The 13,638-nt window shown below is 54.0% G+C and carries 12 protein-coding genes and 1 riboswitch; of the genes, 10 read left to right on the forward strand and 2 right to left on the reverse strand.

Annotated elements, in window-relative coordinates:
- The first annotated feature begins 275 nt into the window (after positions 1–275).
- From GC101_RS09450 to GC101_RS09480, 7 genes are all read left to right on the forward strand, one after another.
- Positions 276–1,889, forward strand: coding sequence for an extracellular solute-binding protein (locus tag GC101_RS09450; protein ID WP_171717028.1), 1,614 nt, complete (start codon positions 276–278; stop codon positions 1,887–1,889).
- 33 nt (positions 1,890–1,922) lie between these two features.
- Positions 1,923–2,867, forward strand: a complete 945-nt coding sequence (locus GC101_RS09455; RefSeq protein WP_171717029.1) for an ABC transporter permease — start codon at positions 1,923–1,925, stop codon at positions 2,865–2,867.
- Between the two features lie 25 nt (positions 2,868–2,892).
- Positions 2,893–3,765, forward strand: a complete 873-nt coding sequence (locus GC101_RS09460; protein ID WP_171717066.1) for a carbohydrate ABC transporter permease — start codon at positions 2,893–2,895, stop codon at positions 3,763–3,765.
- A 37-nt stretch (positions 3,766–3,802) separates the two neighbouring features.
- Complete coding sequence (locus GC101_RS09465) at positions 3,803–4,762, forward strand: sugar phosphate isomerase/epimerase family protein (RefSeq protein WP_171717030.1); 960 nt, start codon at positions 3,803–3,805, stop codon at positions 4,760–4,762.
- 3 nt (positions 4,763–4,765) lie between these two features.
- Positions 4,766–5,464: a hypothetical protein gene (locus GC101_RS09470; RefSeq protein ID WP_246354239.1), complete on the forward strand. Its 699-nt coding sequence runs from the start codon at positions 4,766–4,768 to the stop codon at positions 5,462–5,464.
- A 63-nt stretch (positions 5,465–5,527) separates the two neighbouring features.
- The gene (locus tag GC101_RS09475) at positions 5,528–7,282 is read left to right on the forward strand and encodes a prenyltransferase/squalene oxidase repeat-containing protein (protein WP_171717031.1); all 1,755 of its coding nucleotides are present in this window, start codon (positions 5,528–5,530) and stop codon (positions 7,280–7,282) included.
- Positions 7,283–7,830: 548 nt separating this feature from the next.
- On the forward strand, positions 7,831–8,271 hold the full coding sequence (locus tag GC101_RS09480) for a DUF5680 domain-containing protein (RefSeq protein WP_216626531.1): 441 nt from the start codon (positions 7,831–7,833) through the stop codon (positions 8,269–8,271).
- 108 nt (positions 8,272–8,379) lie between these two features.
- Here GC101_RS09480 and GC101_RS35715 read toward each other — a convergent pair whose 3' ends face one another.
- Entirely contained in the window at positions 8,380–8,778 is a 399-nt protein-coding gene (locus GC101_RS35715; protein ID WP_216626532.1) for a hypothetical protein, read from the reverse strand.
- A gap of 148 nt (positions 8,779–8,926) precedes the next feature.
- On the reverse strand, positions 8,927–10,228 hold the full coding sequence (locus GC101_RS09495) for a helix-turn-helix domain-containing protein (RefSeq protein WP_171717033.1): 1,302 nt from the start codon (positions 10,226–10,228) through the stop codon (positions 8,927–8,929).
- A gap of 120 nt (positions 10,229–10,348) precedes the next feature.
- On the opposite strand from GC101_RS09495, the gene GC101_RS09500 reads away from it, so the two are divergent.
- The 3 genes from GC101_RS09500 (at position 10,349) to GC101_RS09510 (ending at position 13,565) form a co-directional block, all read left to right on the forward strand.
- Entirely contained in the window at positions 10,349–12,631 is a 2,283-nt protein-coding gene (locus tag GC101_RS09500) for a glycoside hydrolase family 3 C-terminal domain-containing protein (protein WP_171717034.1), read from the forward strand.
- An 82-nt stretch (positions 12,632–12,713) separates the two neighbouring features.
- Positions 12,714–12,826: riboswitch (guanidine-I (ykkC/yxkD leader) on the forward strand.
- Positions 12,827–12,883: 57 nt separating this feature from the next.
- Positions 12,884–13,249: a DMT family transporter gene (locus GC101_RS09505; protein WP_171717035.1), complete on the forward strand. Its 366-nt coding sequence runs from the start codon at positions 12,884–12,886 to the stop codon at positions 13,247–13,249.
- Position 13,250: 1 nt separating this feature from the next.
- Entirely contained in the window at positions 13,251–13,565 is a 315-nt protein-coding gene (locus GC101_RS09510; protein ID WP_042134787.1) for a DMT family transporter, read from the forward strand.
- The last annotated feature ends 73 nt before the right edge of the window (positions 13,566–13,638 follow it).

The raw sequence follows: 13,638 nt of genomic DNA on the forward strand, positions 1-13,638 counted from the left end.
ATTTTACCCTGATATGAAAGCGGTTTATCATACGAAAATAGTTGGTCCGATAAACCGGAAGTCCGAATTTGCAGCAAGGGGAATATCCGAAAGAGGTTTATTGTCAGACCCCTGAATGTTATGGAATACTGTGGGCATCCCGGAACATCAGGCAGCCAGGAACGCTGGCGGCAACACTCGCTGGAACGGGACGCTGCAAAGGTAAGGTCAGAGTTAAGGCTCGGGGGTATCATAAAGTCACCATTATAGCCTGCAGAGGCGAAGGAGATGGAACAATGACAGTAAACGTTAACCAGGGAGTTCTGAAGAGGGCAGTAGGAATTGGATTGACCGCAGTGATGGGGGTTGGCCTGCTGGCGGGCTGCTCCTCTGATTCCAAGACAAATACGGCAACCGGAAGTACAGCATCTCCAACAGAGAGTGCCGAGCGCGTTACATTGAAAGTTGAAATCTTTGACCGGGGCAATAGCCCAGCGCCTTATACCATTACTAACAACTATCTGTCCCAGCTGATTCAGACCAATTTCGGTGATCCGAATAATATTGATGTCGAATTCGTACCTGTTCAGCGCTCAGAGGAAGTTACGAAGCTGAATGTACTGATGGCCAGTAATACCGATGTGCCAGATATTGTTTTTACTTATGATTCCAGCGTATTTTACCGCTATGCGCAGCAAGGCGGCCTGACGGATGTCGGCGCACTGATCGATGAATATGGCCCGAACCTGAAGAAGTTCATAGGCGAGGATACGCTGGCATTCGGCCAGCTTGACGGGCAGCAGTTCTCCATTCCAGGCAAACGGGCGATCACGGGCCGCTACAGCTCCTACATCCGCCAGGACTGGCTGGATAAACTGGGTCTTCCGGTGCCGACAACGACCGACGAGCTGTACACCACTTTGAAAGCGTTTAAAGAGAAGGACCCGGGCGGTCTGGGCAGCAAAAACATTCCGATGGGCATGGCGCTCGCTCCGGCCCAGTTCGAGACCCTGATCTATTCCTTCATGAAGCCGATCAGCGGGGAACTGACCTACAGCCAGCGCTACGAGCTGCCGCTGCATGAGGGCTTCAAGGATGCGATGCAATTCCTCAACAAGCTCTACAATGAAGGGCTAATCAGTAAGGACTTCAGTCTGGATGAAGACAAAACCCAGCTGGCCAAGGATATTCAGAACGGCAATGTCGGCTACTGGTCGGAGGATGTGGACGTGCTGTTCTATGCCGACGGCACACTTGATAATCTCTACAAAAATGTGCAGGGAAGCAAGGTCCAGCCGGTGGATGTTCTGACCAACGCCAACGTTGACAACAAGCATATTAAATCGCGTTATGCTTCAAACGGCATGTACATCATGATTCCGAAGAGCAGCAAACGTGCGGTGGAAGCTGTGAAGTATCTGGACTGGATGGCTACAGGCAACAATCTGATTGATATCTACAGCGGAGTTGAAGGCGAGAACTATGATTTGATCGACGGAATTCCAGTGGTTAAGGCTGATGTTGCCCAGGAATTCGCTGACCGGCTGTTCAACGCCGGAGACACGGCAATCATCTCCAACAGCAAGAACCTAGGTGATCAGGCCACGAACGAGAAGGCCTGGATCAGCGGTTTCCCGGAACGCAACCAGGAAGCACTTAAGCAGTCCATTGCGATTGCCAACACCGACACCATCGGCCCGATTGTCTTCGGCAAACCGATCGAAGCAGAATCCCAGTACGGCACCACGCTGAATGACAAGCTGGCTGTAATTATCGTTAAGACAGCGATGGTGAAGCCGGATCAATTCGAAACTGTATACGAGCAGGAAATGAAGGATTACATGTCTCTGGGCGGAGACAAGCTGAAGGCAGAGCTGGAGAAGGCACTTACCGAGATTCCGGCGCAATAAACAAATATAAAGTGAAAACCGGGGGGAGCTGGCATGCTGCTCTGCCCGGTTTTTCTCCATAGGAGGAGACTGACCTTGAGCAAAGCGTCCTACTTCAGACGGTATTGGCAGCTATACGCACTGCTTTCTCTGCCCCTTATCTATTTCCTGATTTTCCGGTACGGTCCTATGTATGGGGTGCAGATTGCTTTTAAGGATTTCAACCTCTTCAAGGGGATCGGCGGCAGTGAGTGGATCGGCTTCGACGCCTTCCGTGAAGTCTTTGGCATGAGGGAGTTCTACAGCACCCTGCGCAATACATTTATGCTGAATTTTCTGGATTTAATTATTTCTTTCCCGGCCCCGATCATTCTGGCGATTATGCTGTATGAGATCAAGTCGGTATGGTTCAAAAAAATATCGCAGACTATTCTCTACATCCCCCACTTTATTTCCTGGGTGATTATCGGGGGGATCGTCTACCAATTATTCGGCAACCAGTCCGGTATGGTGAACGGTGTACTGGAGAGTATGGGGCTGAATACAATACCGTTTCTGACTGAGAAGAATCCATGGCTGATTACCTACCTGTTCACTGGCGTCTGGCAAAGTGCCGGCTGGGGAACCATCCTCTATCTGGCGGCGCTCACCGGAATTAACCGCGAGCTGTTTGAAGCTGCTGAGGTCGATGGCGCAACCAGGCTGAAGAAGATCCGCTACATTACGCTCCCGAGTATTAAACCAACTATTGTGACCCTGCTGATTCTTAATCTCGGAAAAATGGTCAGCATCGGCTTTGACCGTCCTTACATTATCGGTAATACAGCGGTGCGTGAATATTCCGATGTGCTCAGTACCTTCGTCTACCGGATCGGTCTGGAATCGGGCCAATATACGCTGGCTACCGTAGTCGGATTATTCCAAGCGGTAGTGGGGCTGATCTTCATCCTGGGCTCTAATTATATTTCGAAAAAAGTGACCGGAAACGGCATTCTATGATAATGAAGGAAGGAGGCGGAGTATGATGAGTGAACGTACCTCAAACCGGATATTCGATATCGTCAACATTGCCTGTGTCACCTTGTTCGTGCTGTTTTGTCTGGCTCCGTTTTTACATGTGATCGCGGTGTCCCTCAGCTCCAACCGGGCAATCACCTCCGGGGAAGTGACGATTTTTCCAATTGAAGTGAACTGGAATGCCTATATACAGGTGTTCACTAACAACGCGATGATCCGCTCACTAATCTTCACGATTATCCTGACGGTTGCTACCACAGTGCTGTGCATGCTCTTTACAATCGCCGCCGCTTATCCGCTGACCAAAAGCAAACTAAAGGGCCGCATGTTATTTATGTATGTGATCATCATTACCATGTTCTTCAGCGGGGGGATTATTCCCGAATATCTGCTGATCCGTGACCTGCATATGATTGATTCGGTCTGGTCGCTTATCCTGCCCGGCCTGGTTAGTCCTTTCAACCTGATTATCCTGATCTCCTTCTTCAACAATATTCCGCCGAGCCTGGAAGAATCGGCCGAAATCGACGGCAGCTCACATTTCCGCACCTTAATGAGCATAGTACTGCCGTTATCCATGCCCGTTATGGCAACATTGGCTCTGTTCTATGCAGTCGGACGGTGGAACGGCTTCCAGGATTCACTGATGTATATTAATAATCCGGATCTGTATCCGCTCCAGCTCAAGCTGTTCCAGATGGTGCAGAACAATATGGTCTCCGAGCTGACACAGATGGAGGGCGCGAGCAGGACAGCGCTGACACCGGAGAGTCTCAAGGCGGCTACGGTAATATTTGCTACGGTGCCGATCCTGCTGGTCTACCCGTGGCTGCAGAAGTATTTCGTCAGCGGCGTTATGCTTGGTGCCGTCAAGGGTTAAGCAGCGGACTGAATGTGCAGAGAGAGGAGAAGTGGATATGGAGGACAAAGGAGAATTCTCATTCTCAACCTGCTGGAATATTAAGCGCCACACCACCGGCAGCGGAATGCTGCAGGAAATCCGGGAACTCGGCTTCCGGCAGGTAGAGCTGAACTATAATGTGACGGAAGAAATGCTGACTACGATTGAGCCGATGATTGAGCGCGGAGAGATTGGCGTATCCAGTGTCCACAACACCTTCCCGCATGTTCCCGATCCTGACTATGGCACGGATTCCGTGCTGCTCGGCTTCGCGGACAGGGAGAAACGTAAGCGCGCGGTGGACCTGCTGGTCCGCTCGGCTGAATACGCCCGGCGCTACGGCGGTGAAGCCGTGGTGGTGCATCCTGGCGAAGTGCCTTTTCCGGATGAGTTCGGTAAGGAACTGGAGCAAATCTACAGCGGGCAGGGCAAGGATTCGGAGGCTTACCGCCGTAAATGGGCAGAGTTGCTGGAACGGCGGGAAGCGCAAAGTGCAGGTTATGTACAGACTATTATCGAAAGTCTGGATGAAGTGTGCAACCGCGCGGTGTCCAAGGGGCTGAATGTCCGCTTCGGCATCGAGACACGCTCCAGACCGCAGCAGATTCCGACGCTCGCGGAAGCCAAGACCATTATAAATGCGCTGCAGGGAGCGCCTGTCGGCATCTGGTATGATACCGGCCATGCGATTATGATGGATCGGCTCGGTCTGTACGACAGTGTGGGGGAAATGGCAGGGCTGATGGACGATATTGTCGGTGTCCACATTCATGAGACCATCGGCCTCTCTGACCACTGGTGCCCTTATGTGAACAGCGGGAATCCCAATTTCTATGATGCCTATTTGCCGATGATTGAACGGGCACAGGTTAAGGTGTATGAACTGAAGGCGGCCTGCCGTCCGGAAGAGATTCATGAAAGCCACCGCCTGCTTACGGCCAAGCTGGCGGCGGGGAGGGAACAGGCAGGATGCTAAGCAATGAAGACTGCAAGCTGGCGGATAGGGGCGGTTTGGATGCTAAGCAATGAAGACTGCAAGCTGGCGGCCCTATACGCTCCACGGCTGTTCTTCGATCAGAACGAGCCGTTCTTTCCGGTACGCATCGGAGTAACAGTGCTGCGGGAGGACGGGGCATCCCCTTCCTTCCGGCGCAACCTGAGCGTCAGCCGGCCGGAGACCGCAGCGGTTATTGAATACGCGATGTATTACGATTATGATATTCAGCATCTCTATGATCTGGAGCATATGTGGGTGTATATCGGCCAGAATGGTGAGGTTGCAGATGTGGAAGCCAGCTTTCACGGCAAATACCTGAAGGGGCTGCTGCCCGGCCGCAGCAACCTGAGCGGAATGCGGGCAGCGCTGTATGTCCAGCCTGGCAAACATGCGCTTTCGCCGCTTCCCGAAGTCTTCGCGTTGCTGCCGGGCTTCGCGTCTTGCACGCAGGAGGAGGCTGGGGCGGACGGGCTGATCTATGGCGATTTCTTCCGCGGAATACTGGCAGCGGATGAAGATACTGACTGGCAGGTCCGGCGGTATCTGCAGACCTGCCGGTTCACGCCTTCCCTCTCTTACAGTGAGTGGGAGTATAGCGGGCGGGAAGAGCTGCTCGTGTCCTGGAGCCAGCTGTTGGCGGAGATTCCCGGACGTGTCCGCAGCGAACTGGAGCGGCTCTAGACGTGCATGTCATCCATGGTTAGGGTATAACACTGCGCAAAAAGTGTAATGGAGGGAACCACAATGTATAAGCAGCTGGTGGACAGCAATGACATAGCAGTGGAACAAGGCATAGCCCGGCAGGTGCTTGATCCGCAGAACCGTTATTATGGAGGAACCATTGATCCCTATACGGGTGTAGCCTGGGTCAATCATACAACCGGCACGCCGACAGACATGTGCTATTGGGGGGCAGCACTAGTAAACCCCGATTCTAAATACTACCGGGATGAGCAGCTTCTGGACCGGCTGAAGCTGGCGGCGGAATTTGTCCTGCGCTTCCAGCATGAGGACGGCTCCATTTCCCCCGGCTGGACGAACTATCATTCCCCGCCGGATACGGCCTTCGTCGTTGTAGGCTATGCCCAATTGTATCAATTGCTGGCTAAGCACGCGTGGCCTCCGCTTCAGCCTGTGCTGGACAATATGCTCCTGTTTCTTGAACGGACGCTGCCCGTTATGCTCACTGGCGGTGGACATACGCCTAATCACCGCTGGGTGTTATGCGCCGCACTTGGGTTTCTGCATGAGCTGTTCGGCGTGGAAGAGGCCGTGCAGCGTGCCGGCCAGTGGCTGGCGGAAGGGATGGATATTACGCCGGATGGGGAATGGACGGAGCGGAGCAACGGCATCTACAGTGCAGTCAGCGACATTATGCTGATTCATGCCGCCCGTCTGTTGAACCGGCCGGAGCTGCTGGAACCGGTCCGTCAGAACCTGCACATGATGGTCTACCTGGTCCATCCTTCGGGCGAGGTCGTGACCGATTATTCCGGGCGGCAGGATCTGGGGAGTGTGCATGATCTGTCTCCCTATTATTTGCCGTATGCCATTCTTGCCCGTTCCGACAAGGACGAAGTACTCGCGGGGATGGCTGAATGGGCCGGGCGGGCTCTAGTTGACCCGGGCGTGTGCTCGGTCAATGTGCTGGTGCGCATGCTGCTGGAACCTGAACTGCAGCAGCCGCTGGAGGCTACGGCGGAACTGCCTGTGCAATATGAGAAGATCCTGAACGGAGATTTCCTGCGGCACAGCTATCTGCAGGGAATGGAGGCTGCAGGCCATCAGGGCCGGATCTTCCACAGCCGGCTGCATACCGATTTCGGGGCACCCGTCGCCCGGATCAGAGACAAGGACACCAGCGTGACACTGATCACGGAGACACCATCGTTCTTTGCGCTCCGTCATGGTGCTGTCCGGCTGCTGGCTGTGCAGCTGGCTTCCTACTTCTATCCCGGATTTGTGCCGATGCAGGAGATGGCCAGACTGCCGGACGGCTACCGTCTGAAGGGGGAGCAGAAGAAGGGGTACTATGGCCCGGTTGAAGAGGCGCTTCTTCCGCCGTCAGCCGGGACAGCGGTTAGCCCCTGGTATCTGCTGCCGCACCAGAGCCGTGCGCTGACGCATGAACAGACATTCTCCGTAGAGACGGAGGTTCAGCGTACGGATACGGGCTGGACCATCCGGCTGCATTGTGAGGAGCCGGGCGAGGTTATGGCACAGCTGTCGTTCATTTTTGGCCGGGAAGGAAGCTTCACTTCAGGCGAACTGCAGACGGTGGAAGAGGAGTGCTATCTATGGAGCGGCGGTAATCTCCGGTATGCTTACGGCGGGGACTGGATCGAGCTGACAGGCGGAGAGTTGGGCCATCGGGCAACTTCAGTACGCGAGGCGAGGCTGCAGAATAACTGCAAGGCGGTGCTGGTCAATCTAATGACCCCGTTTGATAAGACGTTCACGCTTACACTGTCTCCTTCTATAATAGGAGGCGGCAATTAAAGTATAAGAGACTGCAGTTGAAATGGAGTTACCTTACAGATGCCAGTATCTTCGGATACTGGTGTTTTTGTGCATATACCTGGTTATACAGCCTGAACCGGACATCCCTCCGGTCGCACAAGGCCCCTCGTATAAATTGCCATTGGCCGTTGCCTACTCTAGGACTCTCATCGAGTTTTAACTGTAATTTGTACAACTAAAGCAGGCTATTTTTGTGCAGGCGGAGGTTTAATTGCACTCTGTACACTTATTTAACTCTCCTATGCCATAAAAGGACACTTTTTCCTTTTTTAGTTGTACAGAATGCAGTTATTCCTGCTCATTCGGTTATTCGCCGGTTTTTAGCTGTACGAAATACAACTATCCGCTATGCACTCCGCAGTGCCAGCTCAAGTACACCTTGCTTCCCAGTGACCTGTCACTCATGCCCGGTACATTTTTAACTCTCCCCAATTTAGATACATATATTAGGAGATAAGTCACTGACTGTACAGAACGTATGTTCTATTATGGAGTGGTTGGATTAACTTTCCGGGAGGATGATAGTTATGATGGACAAGATTAAGTTTCTGATAGAGGCCAAGCAAGCAACTTATGCAGGTAAGGGGCCGGAGTTAATCCCGTCCCGGCCGGCGTCTCATGATCTGGAATTTGTGCGCGGGAACTTGAAATACATAGATACCTACCTCGGTTCGGAGAAGTTTGCCGGAGAGGAAGCCATGTGGGAGGATGATCAGCCGCTGTGGGCGATGAATTACGCCGGGCGTGTGACTGCGGAAGGCTTCAGCGGTGACTTCCTGAAAGCCGCCCTGCTGCTGGTGCCGGAGGATAAACCCTTCCGCGGGCCGGAGCATTATACGGATGGCCGTCTCATCTATAAATGCTCAGTAGACGGGGACTTCTCCTGGTTCAACGGGTCAGAGGTGATTTGGGCCGGAGATACAATGGTCTATACATGTATGTTTCATGGCGGCCTAATTAAAGAGTAGCAGGCGGAACATCCTTTCCTGCCAAACGCCCGCCCGAACCATCATGCTCATACACAAAAAGCCTCCCAAGCAGCCCATTCATGGCCTAGAGGAGACTCTGTTGTTCAGTCAATCGCCGCCACCGCCGCCGCCGCCGGAATCACCGCCACCGCCGGAATCGCCACCACCACCACCGAAATCACCGCCGCCATGTCCTCCATGACCGCCGCTGTCCCAGCCGCCGTGGCCGCCGTGATGGCTGCCGCTATCCCAGCTGCTGCCGCCATGGCTGTGATTATGATGCCCGTGATGATGGCTGGCTCCGCTGTGCCCGTCATTGTGACGGTGATCATCGCCGCGGCTGTCTCCGGCAGGGTTGTTCAGATCTGGCCCCGGAAAGAAATAATTATCAGCGGAATTATTTCTGTGCCCGTAATGCCTGTTCTTGCGTTGAAGACGATTACTGTGATTAATACCCAGCACAGCGACATATACAACTACTCCAACAAATACAATGCTACCGATCATGCTGAATCGCTCCTTTGTAAGAAAGTATAAAAGCGTCCTTAACCGGATCATACCATAATTTTGCAAATCTATGCTGTGATTGTACGGAAAGGCAGAGCGCAGGCGCGGAATAACTCGGAATAATCAGAAGCTTATTTCAGCTGTCTGCTTAGGTGAAGCGGGAGAACCGCTCTGAATCCTGCTTGTATTGTCCGGGAGTGAGGCCCGTGTATTTCTTGAACACTTTGGTGAAATAACTCTGGTCGTTGAAATGCAGACGGGAGGCGATGTCCGACAGCGTAATGCCGGGCAGCTCCATCAGCCGTTTGGCTTCTTCGATCCGCTCCTGCCGGATATAATCGCTGATGGCGGTTCCAGTCTCTTGCTTGAACAGCTGGGACAGATAACTGGCGTTCAGTCCGGTGAATTCGGCCAGCCTGCTGAGCGGAATCTCTTCATATAAATGATTGTATATATAATTCTGGCACAGCGCGGAGATACGGGAGAGCTTCGAACTGCGGCTGCCCAGCACCTGGTCGGCGAAGTCACAGAGAGCGGCAAGCTGGGCGCGGTCCACGGCCGGAATATCGTGAAGCTCTTCAATATGCTGGATATGAAAGTCGCTGAGGGTATAGGCAATCTCCCAGAACAGCCCGCCTTCAATCGCTGCGCGTGTCGCCAGTGTAATGGAGGAGACGGCCAGATTTTTTTTGCTGCGCAGCTGGCTTTTCTTCGACAACCGTCCGTAACTCTCTTCCGAAAAAGCAGCCTGGGTCCGCAGCAGCCCTGCCTTGTCCCCGTTCCTGATATGGCGGAACATCTCCCGCTCCAGCATCGGATCATGGTGCAGCAAGGTGTTCTCGCGGCGGTAGGACAGGTCCAGATCCGGGCCGTCATCCGGCTGCGGGCCAGACTGCCCCGACTTGCCCGCAGCCAGCAGCAGCTCCGTAATGGACAATGCCTCACCGGTGGCGAGGGTGTAGAGCAGCAGCGCGGCATGATACCAGCGCATCCGGCTGAGCACAGGCAAGCTGCGGTAATACTGCAGCCAGCCTTCCTGCTCCCCCGGCGGAATGCTGTAATCGCGCATCAGGCTGGCCGCGTTATCTCCGGTGACCGGTGCACTTAGCACCGGACCGATGACGATGGCTCCGCCGGCGCGATCTGCTTCAGGCAGCTGGAGAATGATGAAATTCTCCAGGAAGCCGGTGGTATGCAGATACGGCGGAGCAGTCGTGCGGGCGGCCTTCCCGGCAGCTGTTGCCGCAGGACTGCTCCTGCGGGCAATATCCATGACCTCGTGAAGCAGGGAGTGAGCCCCCTGGACGGACGGGCGGCATTCGAATGCCGGAGGCAGGGTCAGCCGGGGAGTGTCTGCGGCATCCAGCCACATGACCGGAACCCGGTAAGCCTCATATATCAGCTTGCAGATATATTCTATTCCTTCGCGTTCTTCCATTTCTCCGGGCATAACCAACACTTCCTTTTCTTATATAACCAAATTACCAAAAATCCAATTAAAATGCCATAAATGCCGGAACAAGTCGTTTAAAATAAAGAAAAGAAAACGCATTCTTAGGAGGGCTACACTATGGCAACGGCAACAGCAGCGGATATCCGGCAGCTTATTTCACAAATGACACTTGAAGAGAAAGCCGGACTTTGCTCCGGACTGGATTTCTGGAATACCAAAGGCATTGAACGGCTGGGCATTCCTTCACTAATGGTAACGGACGGGCCTCATGGTCTCCGCAAGCAGCAGGGAAGTGCGGACCATCTGGGCCTGCATAACAGCGTACCGGCGACTTGTTTTCCGTCTGCAGCGGGTCTGGCTTCTTCCTGGGACCGTAAGCTGATTGCCCGGGTAGGCGAGGCATTGGGGGCAGAATGTCAGGTCGAGAATGTCGCTGTTCTGCTCGGGCCGGGCAATAATATCAAGCGTTCACCGCTGAATGGCCGGAACTTTGAATATTTCTCGGAAGATCCTTATTTGGCTTCGGAGATGGCCGCGAATCATGTGAAGGGTGTGCAGAGCCAGGGGGTCGGCACTTCACTGAAGCATTTTGCCGCCAATAATCAAGAACACCGCCGGATGTCCGTGGATGCCGTTATTGATGAGCGGACCCTGCGCGAGATCTATCTGGCCAGCTTCGAAGGCACGGTGAAGCAGAGCCAGCCTTGGAGCGTAATGTGTTCCTATAACCAGGTGAACGGTGAGTATGCTTCAGAGAGCCACAAGCTGCTGACGCAAGTGCTTCGCGACGAGTGGGGCTTTGAAGGCTTTGTTGTGTCCGACTGGGGTGCGGTCAATGAGCGGGTGAAGGCGCTGCAGGCGGGTCTGGAGCTGGAAATGCCGTCAAGCGGAGGCATCGGCGACGCCAAGATCGTAGCTGCAGTGAACAACGGGGAGCTGTCCGTGGAGACTCTGGATCTTGCGGTAGAGCGGATGCTGGCCTTTATCTTCAAGAGTGCGGGCAGCCGGGACGAAGAGGCCGTCTTCGATCAGGACAAACATCATGCACTGGCACGTGAGGTGGCCCGGGAGAGCATGGTGCTGCTGAAGAACGAGGACAGTGTTCTGCCGCTCGCCAAGAGTGGTACCCTGGCAATTATCGGCGAATTCGCCAAGACACCGCGCTATCAGGGCGGCGGCAGCTCGCATGTGAATCCGACGAAGCTGGATGATGCTTTCATCGAGATGCAGGCGGTTGCCGGTGATGCGGCAAGCTTCCTCTACGCACAGGGGTATGAGCTGGCCAGCGATGAGGTTAATGAGGAGCTGCTGCAGGAAGCCCGGGATACAGCAAGGAAGGCGGATGCTGCCGTGCTGTTCCTCGGATTGCCTGACCGCTATGAATCGGAAGGATATGACCGCAGCCATCTGTCGCTTCCGGCGAGCCATCTGGCACTGATCCATGCTGTGGCTGAGGTTCAGAGTAACATTATCGTGGTGCTCAGCAACGGCTCTCCTGTAGAAATGCCTTGGCTGCCGCAGACGAAGGCCGTGCTGGAAGGATATCTCGGGGGGCAGGCTTTTGGCGGCGCGGTGGCCGATCTGCTCTTTGGTGAAGTAAGCCCAAGCGGCAAGCTGGCTGAGACGTTCCCGCAGAAGCTGAGCGACAATCCTTCATTCCTGAACTTCCCCGGGGAAGGCGATACTGTGGAGTACAAGGAAGGCTTGTTTGTAGGCTACCGTTATTATGATAAAAAAGAAATTGAGCCGCTGTTCCCGTTCGGCTTCGGGCTCAGCTATACAGAATTCGAGTACAGCAATTTGTCGCTGGATCAGACCAGCATCAAGGATACGGATACCGTACAGGTATCGGTGACCGTTAAGAACACCGGCAGCAGAGCAGGCAAAGAAACCGTACAGCTCTATGTCAGCGATGTAGAGAGCAGTGTCATCCGTCCGCTGCAGGAGCTGAAGGGCTTCGACAAGATTGAACTGCAGCCGGGGGAAGAGCGCGAGATAACCTTTACATTGAACAAGCGCTCCTTTGCCTATTACAATGTGAAGCTGGCCGACTGGCATGTGGAGAGCGGAGTGTTCACTATCGCCGTAGGCTCATCCTCACGGGACATCCGCCTCACCGCAGAGCTGGAGGTAGTATCGACGACGAAGCTAGCCGTAAGGTTCAACCGTAACTCTACGGTTGGTGATCTGCTAGCGAATCCGCTGACTGAGGGCAAAGCCAAGAATTACGGCAGTATCTTCGGGATGGAGGATGCGATGGGTGATAATCCTGAAATGTTCCTGGCCATGATGAAATACATGCCGCTGCGCGCGCTGATCGGCTTCGGCCAGGGCAAATATACCGAAGCCGATCTGGCTGAGGATTTGCGTGAATTGAACGTGTTGGCCGGACAGGAGTAAGACGCAGCAGCAGTGCCGGAAGAATATAGGGGTTGCTTTTCGCACCGCGATTTGCTAACATACGATGTAACTTAATAATGCTTTATATGTTCTCTAGGGTTCCGCAGCTGTTGTACAATGCTGGTCTGGTCCGAGGGGGAACGCACGGAGTGAACCATGGCCGTGTATACACGGAGGGATAAAAGCCCGGGAGGTATCGTCATACGACGATAACCTTCCGGGCTTATTTTATTTTCAGGAGGCAGAAGAGAAATGAGCAAAAATAACAACAGCAAGTCATGGGCAATGATTGCAGGTGCCGCCTGCTTTGAAGTGGTATGGGTAATCGGGCTGAAGCACGCTGTGGCCCCCTGGGAATGGGCGATAACGATAGTAGCTATATTGGTCAGCTTCTACGCCCTCATATGGGCCAGCGGCAGGCTGCCGGTCGGTACAGTCTACGCTGTATTTGTCGGGCTCGGGACTGCGGGAACCGTTCTGGCCGGAGGAATCCTGTTCGGTGAGCCGCTGCGTCCGCTGAAGCTGATATTGATACTGGTGCTGCTGGCCGGAGTCGTCGGTCTGAAGCTGGCCACGCCTGCGGATAGTGCGGATAAGCAAGCAAAGGAGCTGAATTAATATGGCATGGGTTATGTTGATTGCCGCCGGGTTATGTGAAATGTTCGGGGTAGCCATGATTGGTAAACTGCATAAGAACCGCAACTGGCAGTCTGCAGGCCTGCTTGTCCTGGGTTTTGGTGCAAGCTTCCTGCTGCTGTCACTGGCAATGGAGAGTCTGCCGATGGGCATAGCGTATGCGATCTGGACAGGGATTGGCGCGTCTGGAGCCGCGATTATGGGTATGGTGTTCTATGGTGAGGCCCGCGATCCGCGGCGTATTTTCTGCATCGTGCTGATTCTTGGAGCTGTAGCCGGGCTGAAGCTGATCGGCTGATTCCGCCGTCTCTGCTGAAAGTTTATGATTTGGACACTTGCCGGATGTTTCGGGAAGGTTAATATGGTAAGTA

The organism is Paenibacillus phytohabitans, assembly GCF_013141775.1.
GTDB classification, from domain to species: domain Bacteria; phylum Bacillota; class Bacilli; order Paenibacillales; family Paenibacillaceae; genus Paenibacillus_AQ; species Paenibacillus_AQ phytohabitans.